The organism is Catenovulum sp. SX2, assembly GCF_052056295.1.
Lineage (GTDB): Bacteria > Pseudomonadota > Gammaproteobacteria > Enterobacterales > Alteromonadaceae > Catenovulum.
Genome location: NZ_CP182493.1, coordinates 2,892,016 through 2,914,196 on the forward strand (window position 1 = coordinate 2,892,016; position 22,181 = coordinate 2,914,196).

Here is a 22,181-nt window from a genome sequence, read left to right on the forward strand (position 1 = left end):
ACAGAATTATGGGTAAAAACGTAGTTGTTCTTGGCACTCAATGGGGTGACGAAGGTAAGGGTAAGGTTGTAGACCTACTCACAGACAAAGCGAGTTATGTTGTTCGATATCAAGGTGGTCACAACGCTGGTCATACTTTAATTATCGACGGTGAAAAAACCGTATTGCATTTAATACCATCAGGTATTTTGCGCGACAATGTAACCTGTATTATCGGTAACGGTGTTGTACTTTCACCAGAAGCTCTATTAAAAGAGATGAATGAGCTGAAAGCTCGTGGTGTTAAAGTAGAAGAACGTTTGAAGATCAGCGAAGCCTGTCCGTTAATTCTGCCATATCATGTAGCGCTTGATCAGGCGCGTGAAGCTGCACGTGGTAACAACAAAATTGGTACAACAGGTCGTGGCATTGGCCCTGCGTACGAAGATAAAGTTGCGCGTCGTGGTTTACGTGTTGGCGATTTATTCTGCCCAGAGCAGTTTGCTACCAAACTGAAAGAAGTGATGGAATATCACAACTTTGCGTTAGTTAACTACTACAAAGCAGAAGCTGTTTCATACGACGAAGTATTAGCAGCAGCTATGCAATATCGCGAAGTATTAACTTCAATGGTAGTTGATGTAACTGAAGTATTAGATCAAGCTCGTAAAAACGGCGAATCAATTTTATTTGAAGGTGCTCAAGGCACTTTATTAGACATTGACCATGGTACATACCCATTTGTAACTTCTTCTAATACCACAGTTGGTGGTGTTGCAACTGGTTGTGGTTTTGGTCCTTGTTACTTAGATTACGTATTAGGTATTGTTAAAGCTTACACCACACGTGTAGGTTCAGGCCCGTTCCCAACAGAACTAGATTGTGAAGTTGGTCAACACTTAGGTGTTAAAGGTCACGAGTTTGGTGCAACTACAGGTCGTAAACGTCGTACTGGTTGGTTTGATGCAGTGGCGATGCGCCGTGCAGTGCAAATTAACTCTATCACTGGTTTCTGTATGACCAAGTTAGATGTATTAGACGGTCTTAAAGAAATTAAAATTTGTGTTGGTTACCAAGACACAAATGGTAACGTAAGCAATGTTCCACCTATGGCAGCAGAAGGCTACGAAAAAGTAACGCCTGTATACGAAACTATGCCAGGTTGGGATGACAATACTTATGGTGTAACAGAGTTCGACAAGTTGCCACAAGCAGCGCGTAACTACATCAAACGTATTGAAGAGATTTTAGAAGTACCAATTCATATTGTTTCTACCGGCCCTGACCGCAACGAAACTATGATTTTGCAAAACCCATTTGCATAAATAGTACATAGCTAAAAGCAGTATTTAAAAAACCGGCCTAGGCCGGTTTTTTGCTTTTTAACCAAAAATACATCGGAAACACGCGCCTTTTTCTCGTGGTATATACTGCAAGTCGCCAGCGTGATTAATCATTATCTGTTTAGATAGACTCAAACCAATGCCAGAGCCTTGCCTTTTAGTAGTAAAAAATGGCACAAAAATGTTGTCCACAACATGCTCTGCTACTCCTTCACCATTGTCGGCTATTTCAAGATAAAGCTGTTGTTGCTCATTTTGACCTATAAACAGCGTGATAAATTTTTGTCCAGTTTGATTATTGTGCGTGCATACAGCTTCGATTGCATTCTTTAACAAGTTGATGAGCACTTGTTCGATTTGTATTTTGTCTAGCATCACTAGCTGCTGAGTTTTGGCATTAAACTCAAGTTTGATATTGCACTCAGCCAATTGCACTTGATGTAAGTTGACAACCTTTTGCACAATTGGACTTAATTGGCTGACTGCTAAATTCGGTTTAGGTAGGCGACTGACTTGTCGAAAGCTTTGCACAAACTCTGCCAATACTTGAGTGCAAGAGACTATTGTATTGAGTGCTAGGGATAAATCTTGTATTTGCTCGCTGTTAAGTGATTTTTGTCCCTGCAACAGAGTTTGACTCGACTGTGCTATTGAACTCAGTGGCGTAACTGAATTTGCCACTTCATGAGTCAGCACTTCAGTTAATTTTTTATAGGCTTGCTGCTCTTTGTTTATTAATTCGTTATGAATTGAACTTAGGGTAATAATTTTGTATGTATTTCCTTGTATTTCGGCAATACTCACGCGAATCGACAAAGTATCTTTTAACTCGCCATTTTTCCAGTTAGTGATGCTGCGGCAACTTTTCTCTGCGGAGAAAATGAGTGTACCCAAGTCTTGTAGCTGGTTAAGGTGTTGAGGTGTTATTCCAAGCAGTTTAGCTACAGCTGGGTTTGCTTCAATAATCTTGCCAGACTCATCGCACACAAATACGGCCAATTCTATGTGCAGTAATAAAGCTTGTAAGAATTGTACTTGCTGCTCACGCTTCAAACGTTGTTGTTGGATTTGTGTTCGCACATAATCAACATAGCTATGCATAGGGTGAGTTGACAGCAGAGTAAAACAGCTATCATTACTGGCTAGGGCTTTGAACGCTTGCATTGAATAATTTTGTTGGCGCTTATATAGGACAAACACATTTGTTAGTAAATAGCAGACAACAGCTAGCAACCAAAATAACACTGCCGACAGACCTGTTTGAATATATGAGTGGGTCATTAACACTGTACAACACAGCAATGTGGCTAGGCAGATGATGAACTGGATCTGCGGGTTATCTTTTAGATTTAATCTTGTAGGCATAGGTTTTTTTGTTAAAGTCCGTATTTTTCAAGCCGACGATATATAGCACCACGCGTCAGACCAAGCGCTTTCGCTGCGTGACTAACGACACCTTTGTGATGTTTGAGTGCCGCACGAATTGCGCGCTCTTCTAACACCTCTAAATTGAACGTATCGTATTGGTTGTGACTTGTTTGCTCCGCTGTATATTCGGATGTTTGTCCATGGCTGCCCAAAACTGAGTTGACATCTAAAGTGTCTCCTTCGGTTAAAATAACCGCCCGCTCGATTGCGTGAGCAAGTTCACGCACATTGCCTGGCCATGAATATTGACACAAGGCTTGGATAATTGAAGGCGAAATTTTTAACGAGCGTTTGTATTTTTGGTTGTAATGATTCAGGTAATAATTGGTTAGTAGCGGAATATCCTCCAAGCGCTCACGCAATGGCGGCAAGCGTATCTCAACTGTATTTATACGATAGAGTAAGTCTTGTCTAAACTGGCCCAAATTAACTGCTTGATACAAATTTTCGTTGCTGGCGCAGATAAGTCGAATATCAACCGAGATAGGTTTGTTACCACCCACAGGGGTTATTTGTCTATTCTGTAACGCTGCTAACAGGCTAGCTTGTTGATTGAGGGGTAAATTAGCGAGTTCATCTAAGAATAGTGTGCCATCTTGTGCTAGTTCAAAGCGGCCAAGGTGATCTTGTTTAGCATCGGTAAATGCGCCTTTTTTATGTCCAAATAATTCGCTTTCAAATAAATTTGCGCTAACCGAGCCCATGTCCAAACTAATAAATGCTTGCCCGCAACGCATACTGGCTTGGTGGATTGCGTGAGCTGCCAACTCTTTACCTGTACCACTTTCACCTGTAATTAATATATTGGCGTCAGTTTGTGCTGCTTTGCTTATTGTTTTAAATACTTGCTGCATTACCTCACTTTGGCCTAAAAACTTGAAGGTTTGACCGCTAAGTGCTTGGTTTAGGCTGTGTGTTTGGCGTGTTAATTTATTTAACTGTTGTTTGTCTTTGGCATGTGCAAATGCTGCGGTTATGCTGGCTAGCAGTTGATCATTTTGCCAAGGTTTAGCGATAAAGTCGGCAGCACCGGCTTTAATTGCATCAACTGCTAATTGAATATCACCGTAGGCTGTCATCAGAATAACCACAATCGTGGGATCTTGCGCGATGATTTTCTTTAACCAATAAAACCCTTCTTGGCCGCTAATTGCATCTTGATTAAAGTTCATATCAAGTAAAACAACATCAATATTATTGTCACTAATAATACTGGCGATATCGAAAGGATTGTCTGTAGTAATAATGTTTTGGTAGTGCTGCTTAAGGCAAAGCTTTGTTGCTATCAGAATATCTAAATTGTCATCAACTATTAATATCGACCCTGTTTGTGTCACTGCTAGTTCCTTTACCATTTAATTTTAGCGCTAAGCTTAGCGCAAATTGCTTACTAGAGTCTATTTGTTGTGTCCGATAACGGTCACCTTTGTATTGTTGTGTTTTAAAAACGGACGCTTGTTTAAGTGGTGTGAATAGGTTTTGTTTCTAAGTGATTGTTTTTGTTTGGCTTGTTGTTTTGGTACAGCATTTGATTATAACTAAGCGGATATAGGTGTTTTGCTACAGGGTAATTATTGATTAATGGATCAGAGAATAGCCAGATCACCACTACAGAAATTGTTAAAGCCATGCGGATTTCTATTGCTCTTGTTAGCACTGGCAGCACTAGTAAATGTCAGTGGCTTAGTTGTGCCCGCGAGTCGAAGTCAAAATGTTGCATTGAATAGCCTTTCGATAAATACAGTGAAACAGGGTGTATTTGTTGATGCCTTGAAAGCACGTGCCAAGGTTATGCCTAGAACTTCGATTTATCTGGATAGTGTTGCGGGTGGTCAGGTTGAGCAACGTTTTGTCGAGCAAGGTGAGTTTGTTCGCAAGGGGCAAATTTTGTTAGTTTTAGCCAATATTAATTTGCAGCTAGATGTTATGAGCCGTGAAGCGCAAGTCACAGAGCAGTTAAATTTTTTGCGCAATACCCAAATGAATATGGAAACCAATAGACTTAACTTGCGTCGAGATTTGTTGGAGATAGATTTTCAGCTTGCTCAGTTGCAAAGGAAATTTCGTCAATCTCAGCCTTTAGTTACAACTGGCTTGTTGGCCAAAGAGCAAGTCGCAGAAATTGAGGATGAACTTATCTATTATCAATCGCGCAGAGCGTTAACAATTGAGCGGCAACAGCAAGAGCAAAGCATTCGAACTATCCAAATAAGTCAGTTGCAAGAAAGTGCACAAATGCTCGAAAAAAATCTGCAATTTGCCCGTAGCAATTTAGATAACTTAATCATTAAAGCGCCAGTTAGCGGTTATTTAACCGAAATTAATGCCGAAATTGGTGAATCAAAGGCTCGTGGCGCTAGACTAGGCCAAATAGATATTGCCAACGAATACAAACTGGTCACTCGTTTAGATGAATTTTATTTGCCGAAAATTCAACCCAATATGCGTGCGCGTGTTGAATTGGAAAGCGGTATTGTCGATGCTTTGATCAGTAAAATTGATAGTAGAGTGGTAAAAGCCAAGTTTGAAATTGAGATTAATTTACCTACAGATATAGCAGGGTTCAAACGCGGACAGAGTGTTGATATTGAACTCATGCTTGGTGCACAGCAAGCTAATACCATTTTGTTGAGCCGAGGAGCTTTTTTTAGCAGTTCTGGTGGTCATTGGGTTTATGTCGTCACTGACAATAACAGCAAAGCTTTGCGCCGAAATATTCAGCTCGGTAAAAAGAACCAAGATTATTTCGAAGTGTTAGCTGGGTTAAGTGTAGGCGAAAAAGTGATCACATCGAGCTACAGCAATTTCGATCAAGCACAGCAACTCGATTTATTTTGAAGATCTTCAAGGAATTTAAGGAAACTAATAATGATAAAACTGACTAACCTAACTAGGGTGTTTCGCACGCAACAAGTTGAAACTACAGCGCTAAACAATATCAATTTAACCGTTACTGAAGGCGAGTTTGTCGCGATTATGGGACCATCTGGTTGTGGTAAATCTACACTTTTATCTATTTTGGGCATGTTAGATTTGCCGACAAACGGCAGCTTTGAATTTTTCGGTCAACGCATTGAGGGTTACAGTGAAAAACAATTAGCCCAGTTACGTACAGCATCGTTAGGTTTTGTTTTTCAAAGCTTCAATTTGATTGATGAGCTTACTGTATTTGAGAACGTTGAATTGCCCTTGCAATATCAAAATGTCGCGAAAAAACAACGTAAAATAAGGGTTGAAGCCATATTAAAACGAATGGAAATTGACCATCGTGCCGATCATTTTCCGCAACAGTTATCTGGTGGTCAGCAACAGCGGGTGGCTGTGGCTCGTGCATTGGTGGGGGATCCAAAATTGATATTGGCTGATGAACCAACAGGGAATTTAGATTCAAAAAATGGTGAAGAGGTCATGACTATGCTGCGGGATCTTAATCGTCAAGGCACCACTGTGATTGTTGTGACCCATTCCGAAAACGACGCTAAGTATGCAAATCGCCTCATTCGTTTGTTTGATGGTCAGCTGATGGTGGATAAATCAGTGTTAGTTGAGGTTGCATAAATGTTGAGCAATTATTTACTCACAGCATTTCGAAGCATAGATAAAAACAAACGCCATTTCTTATTGAACTTAGCCGGTTTAAGCATAGGTTTTGCTGCCGCGATATTAATGGCTTTATATGCTCAACACGAACTTTCGTATGATAAACAACACCCAGATAGTGAGCGCACTTATTTGGCACATGCAGATTTTACTTCTGTAGGCTTACAAACAAGCCGCACAAGCCTGTTTGCCATAGCAGGAAAATTACAAAACCATAGTCAAGTAGAAGACATTTTCAAAATAATGGATGCACGCGATTCGCGGCTTTCAGTCAGTACTCAAGTCCAAATCGATGGGATGCACCACAGACTGAATAATTTTTATGTGGCAACCAGTAATATTGTTGATTTTATTCGTTTAGAGCGAGTCGCTGGTGATATTCGTCAAGCACTAACCAAGCCCGACCAGCTGGTTTTGAGTAAAACTGAGGCAATACGTTTATTTGGTACAGAAGAGGTTGTCGGTCGTAAACTAGCTCATGAAGGTGGCTTATATACGATTGGCGCAGTTTTTAACGATTTACCCAATAATACTCACTTTAAATTTGATAGCTTAATTGCTATGCCAGCAGAATTTGCAGCCACAGGTGGTGGTTATACTTATTTCAAATTGTTGCCAGACACTAATATTGAAGAATTTACTCAACAGCACATACGGGCGCGAAACGAGCTATTCCCTTGGGCAGCGCAAAACTCTATTTCTAGCAAATTGATCAAGTTAACCGATTTGCATTTGTTCAGTTTCGGGCCGGTTGCGATGAAAGCGGGTGGGTCGTTACTTGTTTTGCAAATCTGTATTGCACTAAGCATCATATTAGTGATTATCGCCAGTATTAACTTCATCAACATAAGTGTTGCTCAATCGGCCAAACGCGCTAAAGAAGTTGGTGTACGCAAAGCATTAGGTGCAACTCAATTTCAATTGGTTGTGCAGTTTTTGTCTGAATATTTGTTGCTAGCCGCCTTGGCTGCGTTGCAGGCATTTGTGCTAGTTGAGCTAATTTTGCCTGCGTTTAATCAAATGATGGATCGGCAATTGACGCTAGATTACGGCTCCGAGTTTATGTTTGGTGTGTTGGGGGTTATCTTGTTAGTTGGTTTAGTAGCTGGTTTGTATCCTGCGCTATTTATCGCATCCTTCAGTGCCAAACGTGTATTGAGTGGTGATCTTATCCGTGGTGGTACTGCAATTTTTGTCCGCAAATTAACCCTGTGTTTGCAAAGTGCATTGTCGGTTGGGCTGATTATTGCGGCGATTTGTTTATACCAGCAGATGAGCTTGATTGACCAATTAAACGTCGGTTACGAAAAACACAATAGATTGGTGGTAAAACACTTACCGGCTGATGTTCTGTTTAACCCCGAACAGCAGAACATATTGAACTCAATCAAGCAGTTATCTGGGGTGGAACAAGTAACTATCTCTAATACAGACTTAACCAATGATATGGATTATATGTTCGAGTTTATTTGGCCGAATGGCGCTCAAGTCGACGGGGTACAGCCATCGGTTAGCACGGGTTATTACGCCGTTGAAACCTTAGGGTTAACTTTACTTGCGGGGCGAGATTTTTCGCCGGAATTTGCTGGTGATTGGTTTCAAAGTGACGAGCAAAATAATAAAACGCTTGGGATTATTGTGACGCGGCGCATGCTGGAACTGGCTGGATATCAAGATTTTGCAGCTGTCCTTGGTTTACAACTGCAAGTGGTTAATAAACCAATAAAGGCTACTATTGTTGGGGTCGTCGAAAACGTCAAGATAGGTTCAGCTCGACAGCAAGTTTTACCTATGTCATTTAACTTAGGTTTTAACCCCAGCTCGTTAGCTAATATTGTTGTGAAAACTTCAGATAGGGATGTTGCAACATTGAACCAGCAAATTAGCCAAATTGTGCGTGAGCAACTGCATTTTACTGATGTAACTATATCTCCAGTGATCGACGATTATGCCAACGCACACAAAAATGAACACCAAGCTTTGCAGATGGTCAGCGTTTTTAGTGTGCTTGCCATTTTTCTAACTTGTTTAGGGACTTTCGGTTTGGCTTCTTTTTCAACACTGCGGCGGCAAAAGGAAATAGCAATACGCAAAGTGCTAGGAGCAAGTCGATTTAATTTAGTGAATTTGTTAGCCAAAGAGTTTTTACAGCTATCTGTTATTAGCATAGTTCTGGCTTGCCCATTGACCTATTGGTTAGTTGCAAAATGGTTAGCCAATTTCAACGAGCGGATAGAACAAGCGGCTTTGGTTTATATATTCTCTGCGTTAATCATTCTAATGATTACTTGGTTAACTGTTGCTGTTATTGGGTTAAAAGTTGCAAGTAGTAGACCTTCATTGGTTTTGCGATATGAGTAAATCTACTCGGAGCATTTGGTTCAAAATAGTCGTAGGTTTGTTGTTAATCTTGAGCTGTATTACTTACTCTTGGTACGCGCAGAAAATTGATAAGGAGCAAGCCATGAATTGGCTTGCTCAACCTCAAGTTAATGATTTTTATCACGCCGACTTCGCTTTGATGCAGGCTAAATATTGGCCAGATGAGTTATTAGATGACCATTATAAATATGGTCTGCTTAAAGTTGTGGCTGTCACCCCTGAAAACCTTGGTGTTGTACGCAGTCGTTACACTTATTCAACTCAGCGGCATATTATTAAAGCGATTCGTGGTGATAAATTAATTCTGCAGCAGTATTTCTCGTCACAAATGTTCTGGTTGCCAAGAAATGAACTAGCCGATTATTTTCAGCAACAACTACTCTATACCATAGATAGACCAATTGATAATCGGCATTTATATGGCGGCATTGTCGTTTTGCCGCATGGCTCGAAACTTAAACAGCGTACACGAGATAATGGAAAAAAGCTTAATGATTTAGCTATTGACTATTACCGTGGTGAAAGTGGTGTACAAGATTTTAAGAAAGCATTTGAGTTATTCACTAAAGCCGCTGAAATGGGACATACTTTTGCCCAAGTGAATCTAGCTGAGATGTATCGAGACGGTGAGGGGACCGATGAAAACTTGGATAAAGCACAATATTGGTTTGAAATGGCCGCCAAGCAAGGAAATCAGACTGCAAAACAATCTTTGAAAAAGCTGCATAACTAATGAGAGAATACACAACATTGATCGTGAGTTCAGATCCTTGTGTGGCGAGTGTTAGAGCATAATTTATCATCAGCACACTTAGATTGAGACTTCAGCGAGGCAGTAGACAAGTGATTTGAACAAAACTTCAAACGTCTTGGATGACGTTTGTGAGCGTACAAGGATGCATTTACAGCGATTTTGTGAAAATTACTGTCTACTGGCGAGTATCTTAAGGTTAGACACATCTCGAACTCACTTACTCTAATTTATGTAGGATAAAAACAAATGGTTGTTTACGCAGGCAAAAAACCTTCTGGCAAATTTAATGTTGCATCGGCGCAGCATATTCTGACTCGTAATCCAGATAAAATTGCTGAAATACAAAAGCAGTTAGACAAAGGTGTCGACTTTGGCCGCTTAGCGCGCCAGTACTCAAATTGTCCAAGTGGTAAAAAAGGTGGCGACTTAGGTGAGTTTCGTCGCGGCACTATGGTTGCAGCCTTTGATGCAGCTGTTTTTGCCGCAAAACCGGGAGAAGTTGTAGGGCCGGTTAAAACCAAATTTGGTTATCACTTAATTAAAGTTCATTACCTAAAAAACTAACTCAAAGTTAAGCTCAATCTAGCTGCTAGCCTACGCGATAAATTGCTTGTCAAATAACCAATTGTCGCGTAAAATCCGCGCCCTCTTATCAGTCAAAATTCACGTTCCTTGCCTCCATAGACAGTTTGACTGAGCTGTTCTCGGGGCTAACTAACCGTAAGGAGCAATTATGCGTCATTACGAAATCGTATTTATGGTTCACCCGGACCAAAGCGAGCAAGTTGCTGGCATGATCGAGCGTTACCAAGGTATCATCGAATCAGCTGGTGGTAAAATTGATCGTTTGGAAGACTGGGGTCGTCGTCAATTAGCTTATCCAATCGAAAAGCTACATAAGGCACACTATGTGTTATTAAATGTTGAAGCGCCTACTGCTGCAATTGAAGAGTTAGAAACGGCTTTCCGTTTTAACGATGCAGTATTACGTAACATCATTATGCGCACAAAAGCCGCTGTTACTGAGCCATCTCCAATGGCTAAGAAAGAAGAAAGCGGTCGTGGTCGTAGCGAAAGAGCTGAAAAGGTTGAAGAAGAAGCCGCTGAATAAGCGTGTTTGATAATCAACTGATTATTGCAGGTCGACTGACGCAAGAGCCAGTTCGTAAAACAAGCCCAGCTGGAATACCGCATTGTTATTTTGTTGTTGAACATAGCTCACAACAGTTCGAAGCGGACATGCCACGCAAAGTTTGGTGTCGAATAAAGGTCATTGCCAGCGGACAAGCAATACAGCAACAAACTCAAATTTTACAGTCTGGACATTTAGTAAGAGTAACAGGATTTATCCAAAGGCAAGAAACTGCCAACGGCTTAGCCCAACTTGTACTGCATGCACAGATGATAGAAAAATTAGATTAGGAGAAAGCCAATGGCTCGTTATTTCAGACGTCGCAAGTTTTGTCGTTTCACGGCAGACGGCGTAAGCGAAATCGATTATAAAGATATCGCTACATTAAAAAACTACATCACTGAAAGTGGCAAAATCGTACCTAGCCGTATTACTGGTACAAGTGCGAAATATCAACGTCAATTAGCGCGTGCAATCAAGCGTGCTCGCTATTTGTCATTGTTGCCATACACTGATTTACACGCTTAATTCCCAAGTTAAAATTTAAAGGTAGCAAGATGGATATCATTCTTCTCGACAAAATTGCAAACTTGGGCACTTTAGGTGATCAAGTTTCTGTAAAAGCTGGTTACGCACGTAACTTCCTTTTCCCACAAGGTAAAGCAGTTCCTGCAACTAAAGCAAACGTTGAACACTTTGAGCAACAACGCGCAGAGTTAGAAGCTAAATTAGCTGACGTTTTAGCTGCAGCTCAAGCTCGTGCTGAGAAAGTAGCTGAACTTGCTTCTGTGACTATCGCTTCTAAAGCGGGTGACGAAGGCAAATTATTCGGTTCTATCGGTACTCGTGACATTGCTGATGCAATTACAGCGGCTGGTGTTGCAGTTGCAAAATCTGAAGTTAAATTACCTAACGGCACTTTACGTGAAGTTGGTGAATTCGACATCGATTTACAACTACACGCTGACGTAACTACTACTATCAAGCTTGAAGTTATTGCTGAAGCTTAAAGCCTGATAACGTACCCAAAGATTCAAGACCCCAGGAACACCGCTTTGCTGAGCGGTGTTGCTACATCTAGCATCAGAAAATTTAATTTGAACCGCTAGATGTTATAGCATTACATTTGCTGCTATGTTATATTGTCACACCTCTTAATTAGGTTGAAGTGTTATGCAATCAGATTTAAATCGCAACAATTGGTTAGACAAGTTAGGTGTTACCGCAACTTCGTTGTGCGCTTTGCATTGCATATTTTTACCTGTGTTACTGCCTGTTTTACCATTATTAGGTTTAAGTGTTGTTGCTGAAGAAGCCTTTGAACACTTTGTTTTAGCCGCTTCTATGGTAGTGGGTTTTATTGCTATATTCAGTGGTTTTCATCGTTACCACAGAAAACTTTATCCATTCTATTCGCTCGCGCTTGGTGGTTTTGTTTACGCTAGTAAAGATTTATTAGGTGAAACTTACGAACCTGTTATTGTAACTATAGGCGCTGTGCTGATCATTTTGGCTCATATCCTCAACATACGTTTGTGTCGTAGCTGTCAGTCTTGTTAAATTGCGCTGGCAATAACTAAAACTAGCGATAAAGCTCTTTCGCAGAAAAAACTCATTTTTTACTCGAATAATCAAATACCTTTGCCTAAACTAAATCACATAGATATGGATTGCTTTATGGTTAATTTAGTTGAGTCAAAACTACAAACATCTTATTCAAAAGCTTAAAAAGCTGCACTGGCTGTTTTTATTAATCGCTTTTATTTATACCCTAGTTGGGCAATTGTATATTTTCGTGTTGATGGATAAACAAGACGAATATGCATATTATCTAAATATAGCTGGACGTCAGCGTATGCTGTCACAGCAAATTCAATCTTTTGCTCAACAATCGTCTTTTCAACCTTTGACTGTTGCTGAATCACAAGCATTGTCGGATGTGCAAACTGCTTTTGATGCGGCGCTAAATATACTCATTCAGCCTAATTCTTTGCATTTGTTTGATAGCCACTATACGCCGATAGCTGAAAAACTTTATTTTGACAGTGGTTCGGGAATTAGCGCCCAAGTACATAGATATTTTATTTTACTCGAAGCGGTTAAACGGGCTGAAAGTGGAATTGATTTTGCCCAGTTGAAACAAATCCACTCCGAGTTATTAATCAATTTAGAGTCGGCGGTTAGCTTAATAGAGCAGCAAGCACAAAGACGTGCTGCAGAAATTAAATTTTCCTTATTAATTTATTTGCTCGGTTTTATGCTGTGTTTGTGGTTGTGTATACGCAAAGGCATCAAGCCGCTGGAAAAAAGTGTGCATTTAGCTTTGCATGGTGGTTATTTAAATAGCGAAACCAATAATAAAGCTTTGCAAAAAATTGAATATGCCAACAGGCTTAAATCCGAGCTGCTCATTCGGGCCACTCAAGCATTGCGTGGAGGGCTTAATGGGGTGGACGGTATGTTGGCGCTTATTGAACGTCAACCGAATGAAGCTCAGGCACTTGCGCAAAAAGCCAAAACCTCATCTAACCATATGTTGACCATAATTGATGGCATCTCAAATTATGCAGAATTAACCCACAGTAAAGTTACTGCTCAATCTAAACCTATAGTTTTAAATGAGTTTTTATCTGATTTGCAAAATTCCTATAGGCAGGCAGCTGAAGCCAAAGATATACAGTTTAATTTAAGTATAGCGCCAGCAGTACCAATACACTTATCTACGGATGAAAAAGTGTTGCGCAATATATTTGAGCCGTTAATTGCCAATGCAGTCAATTACACTGAAGTTGGCAGCGTGCAACTGCATTTAGGATATGTTGAAGAAGACAATGAACTGGTTGCACAAATTCACGACAGCGGTATTGGCATAAGCGAGGCTCAGCTTAAGGCAATCAAACAGCACAACATAGTCAAAAAAGGTTTTAAAGCGGCGGACAACAGCATAGGTATCGGCCTACTCATTGTTAATAGAGCGGTAGAACTACTCAATGCACATATAGAAATTAGCAGCCGTTTAGGGCAAGGCACAAATGTCCATATTACCATTCCGTTAGCTGACAAATGTTCAGAATATTTACCATCCACCAGTCAAATTCAGATGGTTGGCAAAATGTCTTATGCTGTGGTCAGCCAAGACCCTCTGTTTATTCATTATTATCAGTCGGTGTTCCGCTGTTTGCATGCGGATTTAGCCAGTTATGCCAACGCGGCTGAATTATTAGCACAGGATAATTATTCTGTTGTATTGGTTGATTCGAGCAATTTTGATTCCACTGAACAACTTAACCAAGTGAATGGGCAGAAAATTCAATTTAGTTCAGGACTTTCTCAAGTTAAATATCCGTATTTACCACGATTTATTAATGTTGAGCAGTTGCTGCAGTATTTAGTCGAAAAAATGCCAATTACTTCTATGCGCAGTACTTGGCCAGGCAAACGCGTATTGGTTGCTGAAGACAATGAAATAAACCAAGAAGTCATCACCAGTATGTTAGAAAACTATAATTTGGATGTGCAAGTTGCGGCAAACGGATTAATCGCAACTGATTCGGCTTTTAAAATGAACTTTGATCTTATATTTATGGACATACAAATGCCGATACTTGATGGCATTGAAGCGACACGTAAAATTAGAGAGTCTGGCAGCCTAGTGCCTATAGTTGCATTAACCGCACATACCTACAGAACAGATGAAAAACTCTGTTTTGATGTTGGAATGAATGGCTTTATTAGTAAACCTATTCAGCCGGATAAATTAGCTAAAGTGCTCGCTCGGTTTTTTAATTGACCACAAGTGAAGAAATTACAGACTAATTAACTAAAAAAATTACAAAATAGCGGCAAAACTAAATGAGTTTGTTTGCTCATGTGACAAGTTTGTGAAAGAATCAAGTGATATAAAAATTAAGAATATGTGAGTAAGATTGTGATTGATGCCGATGGCTATCGTGCCAATATCGGCATAGTAATTTGCAACCGGCAAGGTCAGGTGTTTTGGGCCAGACGCTTCGGTCAACACTCGTGGCAGTTTCCACAAGGCGGTATGGATAAAGGCGAAAGCCCAGAACAAACCATGTACCGTGAACTGTATGAAGAAGTGGGATTGCGCGAACAAGATGTTGAAATTTTGTATTTTACCCGTAATTGGCATAAGTACAGATTACCGAAACGGCTCATTCGTAAAGATTCTAGCCCTGTGTGCATCGGTCAAAAACAAAAGTGGTTTTTGTTAAGGTTAAGATGCCCAGAGAGTGAAGTGAATTTATTACGTTCAACACATCCTGAGTTTGATGAATGGCGTTGGGTCAGTTACTGGTATCCAGTTCGCCAAGTGGTTTCTTTCAAACGCGATGTTTATCGCAAAGTGATGAAAGAGTTTGCACCAATTGCTATGCCAAGTCGTAAACAGCAAAAAGATAATAAAAAACGGAGATTTAATCGCAGATGTTAACAACGCTCAAACGCATTGTTGATGAAGTTAATCGCCAGCCGGTGCTTGAAAAAGCACTGGAGCGCGTTGCACAACTTGCAAAACAAGCAATGCAAACTGAGTGTTGTTCAATTTATCTGGCTGATAATGAAAACCGCCATTATTTATTAATGGCAACCGATGGTTTATCACCCAACTCGGTTGGTTCAGTCGCGATTGGTTTTGACGAAGGATTAGTTGGTTTAGTTGGCGAAAAAGAAGAGCCAGTAAACGTTGCTAATGCAAGATTCCACCCTAGATTTTTAATCACACCGCAAGTTAAAGAAGACGCCTACAACTCATTTTTGGGTGCGCCTATTATCCATCAGCGCCAAGTTGTTGGGGTTATCAGTGTTCAGCATTCTACCCAAAGTTATTTTGACGAAAGCAAAGTGGCTTTTTTGGTTACTTTGGCTGCACAGCTTGGTTCTGCAATTGCTCATGCCGAAGCACGCGAAGCGTTAGATAGAGCTGAAAATCCTGCGTTAAAATCCCGCGCCCGCTCGCTGAAAGGGGTTGCTGGTTCGTCCGGTATTGCGCTAGGTCATGCGTATGTAATTAAACCGCATGTTAGTTTTGCCGATATTGTGCCACGACGCACGCATAACATTGGCCGTGAAATTGTTCGTTTTAAACAAGCTGTGAAAAAAACCCAGCAAGAGCTGAAAATTTTATCCGGCAAAATGTCGTCAATATTACCCAGTGATACCTCGGCTATCTTCGATGTTTATCATTACATGCTCAATGACGATACTTTAGGTGAGCGTGTTCAAGGACAAATTCATAGTGGCTGGAATGCGGCAACCGCACTTAAAATAGTTATTGAAGAATTGTGTAGCGAATTTAGCCAAATGGAAGACAGCTATATTCGTGAGCGTGTTACGGATATCCGAGATATTGGCCAACGTGTATTAACCAATATTATCAAAAAAGAATTGGCACATAGGCCGCTTCCTGAACAAGTTATTTTAGTCGCCGAAGAGGTGACTGCCTCCATGCTAGCGGAAATTCCGCGTGAAAAATTACATGGTATTTGCTCTGTTCGTGGGTCAAATAATTCACATGCTGCGATTTTAGCGCGTGCACTTGGGATACCTGCGATACTAGGTTTAGAAGATTTACCTTTAACCCATTTAGAAGGACGTGAGACCATAATTGATGGTTATAGCGGCCAAGTGTTTTTCAACCCAGATGCGGTAATTTTAAAAGAATACCAAGTATTAATGGTTGAAGAGCAAGAGCTTGATGACTTAGTTCAAAGCATTGCCGATAAACCCGCGCAGACTTTAGATGGCACACAAGTTTCTTTAGCAATTAATACAGGTTTAGCCGCCGATTTTGAAGTAGTGCGTGGCATAGATGCTGACGGTATAGGGTTATACCGCACGGAAATTCCGTTTATGGTGCGCAATTGTTTCCCGTCAGAATCTGAACAGTGCGCGCTTTACCAAAAAGCTCTAGATGCTTATCCGGGCAAACCAATTAACATGCGGACATTGGATGTTGGTGGCGATAAACCTTTACCTTATTTCCCAATTAAAGAAGATAATCCATTTTTAGGTTGGCGCGGCATTCGTATGACGTTAGATCATCCTGAAATATTGCTTGTGCAAGTTAGGGCTATGCTCAAAGCCAATATTGGTCGTGGCAATTTACAAATATTATTGCCTATGATCACCTCAGTGCAAGAAGTGGATGAATGTTTACGTTTAATAAAACAAGCACACTCAGAACTAGAAGAAGAGTTACAACAAAGTTTAGCTAAACCCAAAGTGGGTGTGATGTTAGAAGTACCAGCTGCTATTTACCAAATAGGTTTATTGTCGGAAAAAGTAGATTTCTTCTCTGTCGGTAGTAACGATTTAACCCAATATTTATTAGCTGTTGATAGAAATAATGCGCGAGTTGCTAATCTATACACTTATTATCACCCTGGTGTATTGGAAGCACTAAAGTTTATTGCTGCGCAATGTAATAAATTCAAAACGCCCGTTAGTGTATGTGGCGAAATGGCTGGTGAACCTGTAGGTTTGCTTATTTTAATGTCATTAGGTTATCGACAGTTTAGTATGAGTGCACAAAATTTATTAAAAGCTAAATGGATTTTGCGCCATATTAGCTTGTCAGATATTCAAGATTTACAGCATAAAATCGCCTTTTTAACCGATCCTCAAGCCATCAAGCGAGTTGTCAGCGAAAAATTAGATCAACTTGGCTTAGGTGGTTTCATCCGCGCCGGTAAATAGTCATAATGAGTAAAAAATAGTGCGCGTGGAGTTTTAATCAATGGAGTTTATGTTTGCCGCCATATTTCTGGTAACGGGCGTAATAGCCGGGATTTTGGCTGGTTTTTTAGGTATCGGCGGTGGTTTAGTTGTTGTACCTTTGTTATCTGTAGTCTTGCCTTGGGTGGGTATTCAAGCCGATAAAGTTATGGTTATCGCTGTTGGTACTTCGTTGGCAACTATAGTTTTTACCGCTATTTCTTCAACTTATTCTCATCGAAAAAACAATAACGTGGTTTGGCCTGCGGTATTTAGTTTGTTTCCGGGTTTAATGTTTGGCGCTATGTTAGGGGCTACGCTTGGTTCACAAATGGACAACTCGGGTTTATCTGTGATCTTTGGGGTATTTTGCGCCGCGTTAGCTATTTATGTCACCTTTGGTAAACGCTATGTTAGGCCGGTTGCTGATTATGGTCATAGCCGCTCTTGGTTGTCATTAATTGGTTTTATTACTGGGTTAATCTCAAGTTTGGTCGGCATCGGTGGTGGCACTATGTTAGGGCCTGCACTTATTTGGCTTGGTTTAGAAGCTCGCAGAGCTGTGGGAACTTCTGCAACTTGTGGCTTACTAATAGCCGTATTTGGTTCGTTTAGTTACATTATTGCCGGTGCAAACGAAACAGATATGCCACCTTACACTGTTGGTTATATTTATTTACCAGCGTTTTTTGGCATTATTGCAACTTCGGTTGTTTTTGCGCCTTTAGGGGCAAAAATGGCGACCTTTTTTTCCGAGCGAGTTATTCGCAGTTGTTTAGGGCTCGCATTAACAGCGTCTGCAATTAAGATGTTTGTTAGTTTTTAATTTATTTGGAGTAACACAGTGCAAGAATTTTTGCAGTTTCCACAAATTGATCCTGTGATCATAGAAATAGGCCCATTGGCACTTCGTTGGTATGGTCTTATGTATCTAATTGGTTTTGTTGGTGCTATGTATTTAGCCAATAAACGTGTCAATGATAGAGACTGTTTTTGGAGTAAAGAGCAACTAAGTGATTTACTCTTTTATGGTTTTATTGGGGTGATTTTGGGTGGCCGTATTGGATATGTGTTTTTCTACCAATTTGAAACCTTTTTGGCTGATCCAGCGTATCTCTTTAAAATATGGACTGGTGGCATGTCGTTCCACGGCGGCTTTTTAGGTGTGATTGCCGCTATGTTTTGGTTTGCGCATAAAAGTGGCACTAAATTTGTGCAGGTGGCTGACTTTATCGCGCCTATGGTGCCAATTGGTTTAGGTGCCGGCCGTATTGGTAATTTTATCAATGCCGAACTTTGGGGCAGACAAACTGATGTGCCTTGGGCGATTGTTTTTCCAAATGCCGGTGGTGTTGCTCGTCACCCGTCGCAGTTATACGAATTTTTCTTAGAAGGTTTGGTGTTATTTATTTTGGTAAACCTATATCGCAAAATGTCGCCGCCGGCTGGCGCAGTTGCGGGTTTATTCTCATTAGGTTACGGATCTTTCCGTTTTATCATAGAATATTTCCGTGAGCCGGACGCACACTTGCAAGACTTTATGGGTGGATGGATAACCATGGGTCAGTTATTATCAATGCCAATGATAATTGCCGGATTAGCTTTGATTATTTGGAGCTATCATAAACAGAATTCACAACAGCAGGTAAAACAAGCATGAAACAGTATTTAGACCTAATGCAGCATGTATTAGATACAGGCACAACTAAAGCAGACAGAACTGGCACGGGCACCATCAGCGTGTTCGGTTATCAAATGCGTTTTAACCTAGCTGAAGGTTTTCCGCTTGTGACCACGAAAAAGTGTCATTTGCGCTCTATCATTCATGAATTGTTGTGGTTTATTGATGGTGATACCAACATTAAATATTTAAACGACAATGGGGTAAAAATTTGGGATGACTGGGCAACAGCAGAAGGTGAACTAGGTCCAGTATATGGCGCGCAATGGCGCAGTTGGCCAACAGCTGATGGTGGTAGCATAGATCAGTTAGCCGAATTAATTGAACAAATTAAAAATAATCCAGATTCGCGTCGCTTAATTATCAGCGCATGGAATCCAGCTGTATTACCTGATGCTGGGGTTAAACCAGATGAAAATGCAGCTAACGGCAAACAAGCTTTACCACCTTGCCATACACTATTTCAATTTTATGTGGCCGATGGCAAGTTGAGCTGCCAGTTGTATCAACGCAGTGCAGACATTTTCCTTGGTGTTCCATTCAATATTGCCAGCTATGCTCTGTTTACTATGATGATAGCGCAAGTGTGTGATTTAGGTTTAGGTGATTTCGTGCATACTTTGGGTGATGCGCATTTATATTTAAATCATTTAGAGCAAACTAAATTACAACTTAGTCGTGAGCCAAGAGCTTTGCCAAAAATGAAAATTAACCCTGACGTTAAATCTATTTTTGACTTCAAGTTTGAAGACTTTGAGTTGGTTGGTTACGACCCACATCCACATATTAAAGCGCCGATTTCAGTTTAGCTTAGTGGATTAAAACCTTGTGCTATGCTTATAGTTAACACTTTGGCTATAAGCTATAGCTCAGGACGATTGCAGGATAAGGATAGTATGAAAAAATCTGTTTATGTTTATTTACTTATAGGGTTATTTAGCGTTTTTTTAGCCAGAGCATCACAAGCAACTGCCGAACAGACAAACGCTCGGTTAGCACCAGCTTTATCTGAGCAAGTTTCCATTAAACAAGCCGCTCCCTCTGCCGAAGTTTTGTATTCTATTAGCCAAACCAAGTTACAAGCTGATGGCCATTGGCAACGTACTTCATACTATTCAATTCGGATTAATGACCTAGCCGCTGCACGCGATTATGGCCGTATTGTTATTCCATTTAATCATTATTATTCAGACATGAATTTAGATTTTGCCAATAGTTTATCGCCGCAAGGTAAACTGAACCCATTGGCAGAAGATGCATTGCAACGCCGTGTCACAGGTGGTGGGCAAGATTTTTATTCAGATAGCAGCGAGTTGGTTTTTTCTTTACCTGAGGTACATGCAGGCAGTGTGATTGAATTTCAATACACGCAAAAAAGCCGCAATTTAGCTTTTGCTGAGTTATACAATGAGCGTTCTACGCCGTTTTGGTTTCAAGAAAAAGTCGCAAAAGATAGTTGGCGCGCCGACTATGTGCATAACTATCAATTTAGTTTTACCACACTGGCCGACAAAACTATTTATAACAAGTCATTTCAAAAGCATCCTGAACAATCGGTTGATCAGCAAACTGGTGAATGGTTAACCCGCACTTGGCAGATGACCAAGGTGCCAGAAATTGTCGTAGAGCGCCGTATGCCAAGAGGGCATAAAGTCCGTCCAGAAATGATGATTTCCACCCAAAAAGATTGGGCTGTAGTCGATGAATGGACTTGGAATAAGGTTGCAGACAAACTTCCTGCAAGTATTAATGTTAAAGCTGCAGTAGCTGAATTAGCCTTAGGACAAGACGCAAATTATCAGCAAAAAGTACAAGCTGTTTATCAACATTTACAAGATAAAGTCAGATACGTTTTTGCCCACTTAGGTCGAGGTGGTTACGATCCGCATTACCCAGATGAAGTGATAAAAGCAGGCTATGGTGACTGTAAAGACCAAACTGTTTTGGCTGTTGCTATGTTACGTGAATTGGGTATAGAAAGTTATCCTGCATTGGTTGAAACACCGAGAAATGGCGACAGTGATACTGAGCTAGTTAGATTGATATTTGACCACATGATAGTTTACATTCCAGCACAAGATGGTCATAAAGAATTATGGTTAGACACAACTGGCGATAGAGGGTTATTTCCGGGTATGTCCAACTTTATGGTTGGACAAAACGCATTAATTGTTAATGGCCAAGGTGGTCGTTTATTGGATATAGGCGAAGATGGTTTTGCGGAAAACTTAGCTACTTTGAATATGGTTTACCAACTTGATAAACAAGGTGCGAGCCAAGCGCAAGTTGATATTGAGCTTTCAGGCATGTTTGAGCAACATATTCGCAGTTGGTATAAACATAGCTCTGAACAAAATGCTGCGACACAACAGTTTTTTAAAGGTTTATATAGCCAAGGGTTAGAGTTTGATTTAGACGGTAAAGTATTAAACACCGAAGCTTTATTTACGCCAGTGACCTTATCTGCCAAATTCAACTTTGATAAACAAGATGATCCGAATCCAATCCATGGTGCTAACTTAAACCAATTGTTAGGTATGTTTGCCGATTTTAATAATTTACCTATACCAGAAGAGCGGGTGAATCCGTACATAGATAAATATGCCTACACACTTAAGTTGAATGCCAAATTTATTGGGGGCGCGGAAAAAGTAGCGAGTTTGGTGCAATCAAGCCCATCTATGCAAAATGCCTATTTTGACCTAATTCAAACGGGTGAAAAACAAGGTGACGATTATGTGGTTTCAATTGAATTTACCCACAAAGACATCAATATCAATGCAAAACAATACCAAGACTACCATGCCAAAGTACAACAAATGTCGCGTTTGGACGCTTGGTTAGTCAGTTTACGTACCGAGCCGAATAAAGTGCAGCAAATTGTTAAACAACAAACAAAAGATCAGTTTGGCAGCGACAGTGTGCAAATCTATCTAGTTGAAGCACGTAAATTATTGCAGCAAGGTAAATTTAGTGACGCGATTGTACCTGCGAAAAAAGCGGTTGATTTAGACAATAACAATGGTGAAGCTTGGTATGTGCTGGCAACGGCGCAAGGGTTTGCTACACAAATCGAAGCGTCGAAACAGTCGTTTGCTAAAGCTGCAGAACTTGGTTATCAGCCTTAATAACAGCCAAAATTAATAG

General features: G+C 40.5%; 21 protein-coding genes. 18 read left to right on the top strand and 3 right to left on the bottom strand.

The genetic code is table 11. The features are described 5' to 3' along the window. The first annotated feature begins 8 nt into the window (after positions 1 to 8). Positions 9 to 1,304: an adenylosuccinate synthase gene (locus tag ACMZOO_RS12070; protein WP_440903581.1), complete on the top strand. Its 1,296-nt coding sequence runs from the start codon at positions 9 to 11 to the stop codon at positions 1,302 to 1,304. Between the two features lie 57 nt (positions 1,305 to 1,361). Here ACMZOO_RS12070 and ACMZOO_RS12075 read toward each other — a convergent pair whose 3' ends face one another. The 3 genes from ACMZOO_RS12075 to ACMZOO_RS12085 all read right to left on the bottom strand — a co-directional run bounded on the left by ACMZOO_RS12075 (position 1,362) and on the right by ACMZOO_RS12085 (position 4,380). Further along, positions 1,362 to 2,486, bottom strand: coding sequence for a sensor histidine kinase (locus tag ACMZOO_RS12075; RefSeq protein ID WP_440903582.1), 1,125 nt, complete (start codon positions 2,484 to 2,486; stop codon positions 1,362 to 1,364). Between the two features lie 212 nt (positions 2,487 to 2,698). Next, the gene (locus ACMZOO_RS12080) at positions 2,699 to 4,087 is read right to left on the bottom strand and encodes a sigma-54-dependent transcriptional regulator (RefSeq protein ID WP_440903583.1); all 1,389 of its coding nucleotides are present in this window, start codon (positions 4,085 to 4,087) and stop codon (positions 2,699 to 2,701) included. Positions 4,088 to 4,209: 122 nt separating this feature from the next. Beyond that, entirely contained in the window at positions 4,210 to 4,380 is a 171-nt protein-coding gene (locus ACMZOO_RS12085; protein ID WP_440903584.1) for a hypothetical protein, read from the bottom strand. 11 nt (positions 4,381 to 4,391) lie between these two features. Between ACMZOO_RS12085 and ACMZOO_RS12090 the strand changes: the two genes are divergently transcribed. From ACMZOO_RS12090 to ACMZOO_RS12170, 17 genes are all read left to right on the top strand, one after another. Then, entirely contained in the window at positions 4,392 to 5,588 is a 1,197-nt protein-coding gene (locus ACMZOO_RS12090) for an efflux RND transporter periplasmic adaptor subunit (protein WP_440903585.1), read from the top strand. A 30-nt stretch (positions 5,589 to 5,618) separates the two neighbouring features. Then, positions 5,619 to 6,308: an ABC transporter ATP-binding protein gene (locus ACMZOO_RS12095; RefSeq protein WP_440903586.1), complete on the top strand. Its 690-nt coding sequence runs from the start codon at positions 5,619 to 5,621 to the stop codon at positions 6,306 to 6,308. Further along, positions 6,309 to 8,711 (top strand): FtsX-like permease family protein, encoded by a 2,403-nt coding sequence (locus tag ACMZOO_RS12100; RefSeq protein WP_440903587.1) that lies wholly within the window; start codon positions 6,309 to 6,311, stop codon positions 8,709 to 8,711. It abuts the gene before it with no gap. Continuing rightward, positions 8,704 to 9,465: a tetratricopeptide repeat protein gene (locus ACMZOO_RS12105; protein ID WP_440903588.1), complete on the top strand. Its 762-nt coding sequence runs from the start codon at positions 8,704 to 8,706 to the stop codon at positions 9,463 to 9,465. The genes ACMZOO_RS12100 and ACMZOO_RS12105 overlap by 8 nt, the downstream gene beginning before the upstream one ends. Positions 9,466 to 9,732: 267 nt before the next feature. Then, positions 9,733 to 10,050, top strand: a complete 318-nt coding sequence (locus ACMZOO_RS12110) for a peptidylprolyl isomerase (protein WP_440903589.1) — start codon at positions 9,733 to 9,735, stop codon at positions 10,048 to 10,050. A gap of 169 nt (positions 10,051 to 10,219) precedes the next feature. Then, positions 10,220 to 10,597, top strand: a complete 378-nt coding sequence (gene rpsF, locus ACMZOO_RS12115) for a 30S ribosomal protein S6 (protein ID WP_016955269.1) — start codon at positions 10,220 to 10,222, stop codon at positions 10,595 to 10,597. 2 nt (positions 10,598 to 10,599) lie between these two features. Further along, positions 10,600 to 10,908, top strand: coding sequence for a primosomal replication protein N (gene priB / locus ACMZOO_RS12120; protein ID WP_440903590.1), 309 nt, complete (start codon positions 10,600 to 10,602; stop codon positions 10,906 to 10,908). A gap of 10 nt (positions 10,909 to 10,918) precedes the next feature. Then, positions 10,919 to 11,146 carry a 30S ribosomal protein S18 gene (gene rpsR, locus ACMZOO_RS12125; protein ID WP_016955267.1) on the top strand — a complete coding sequence of 76 codons (228 nt, stop codon included), beginning with the start codon at positions 10,919 to 10,921 and terminating at the stop codon, positions 11,144 to 11,146. A 29-nt stretch (positions 11,147 to 11,175) separates the two neighbouring features. Continuing rightward, positions 11,176 to 11,628, top strand: coding sequence for a 50S ribosomal protein L9 (gene rplI / locus ACMZOO_RS12130; protein WP_440903591.1), 453 nt, complete (start codon positions 11,176 to 11,178; stop codon positions 11,626 to 11,628). A 163-nt stretch (positions 11,629 to 11,791) separates the two neighbouring features. Further along, positions 11,792 to 12,178: a MerC domain-containing protein gene (locus tag ACMZOO_RS12135; protein ID WP_440903592.1), complete on the top strand. Its 387-nt coding sequence runs from the start codon at positions 11,792 to 11,794 to the stop codon at positions 12,176 to 12,178. Positions 12,179 to 12,308: 130 nt separating this feature from the next. Continuing rightward, on the top strand, positions 12,309 to 14,408 hold the full coding sequence (locus ACMZOO_RS12140; RefSeq protein ID WP_440903593.1) for a response regulator: 2,100 nt from the start codon (positions 12,309 to 12,311) through the stop codon (positions 14,406 to 14,408). Between the two features lie 138 nt (positions 14,409 to 14,546). Continuing rightward, positions 14,547 to 15,071, top strand: a complete 525-nt coding sequence (gene rppH / locus ACMZOO_RS12145; protein ID WP_016955262.1) for an RNA pyrophosphohydrolase — start codon at positions 14,547 to 14,549, stop codon at positions 15,069 to 15,071. Further along, complete coding sequence (gene ptsP / locus ACMZOO_RS12150; RefSeq protein ID WP_440903594.1) at positions 15,065 to 17,335, top strand: phosphoenolpyruvate--protein phosphotransferase; 2,271 nt, start codon at positions 15,065 to 15,067, stop codon at positions 17,333 to 17,335. The genes rppH and ptsP overlap by 7 nt, the downstream gene beginning before the upstream one ends. Before the next feature lie 40 nt (positions 17,336 to 17,375). After that, positions 17,376 to 18,179, top strand: coding sequence for a sulfite exporter TauE/SafE family protein (locus ACMZOO_RS12155; RefSeq protein WP_440903595.1), 804 nt, complete (start codon positions 17,376 to 17,378; stop codon positions 18,177 to 18,179). Positions 18,180 to 18,197: 18 nt separating this feature from the next. Further along, positions 18,198 to 19,013 (top strand): prolipoprotein diacylglyceryl transferase, encoded by an 816-nt coding sequence (gene lgt / locus ACMZOO_RS12160; protein ID WP_440903596.1) that lies wholly within the window; start codon positions 18,198 to 18,200, stop codon positions 19,011 to 19,013. After that, complete coding sequence (locus ACMZOO_RS12165; protein WP_440903597.1) at positions 19,010 to 19,843, top strand: thymidylate synthase; 834 nt, start codon at positions 19,010 to 19,012, stop codon at positions 19,841 to 19,843. The genes lgt and ACMZOO_RS12165 overlap by 4 nt, the downstream gene beginning before the upstream one ends. Before the next feature lie 87 nt (positions 19,844 to 19,930). Next, complete coding sequence (locus tag ACMZOO_RS12170; protein ID WP_440903598.1) at positions 19,931 to 22,162, top strand: DUF3857 domain-containing protein; 2,232 nt, start codon at positions 19,931 to 19,933, stop codon at positions 22,160 to 22,162. Positions 22,163 to 22,181: the final 19 nt, after the last annotated feature.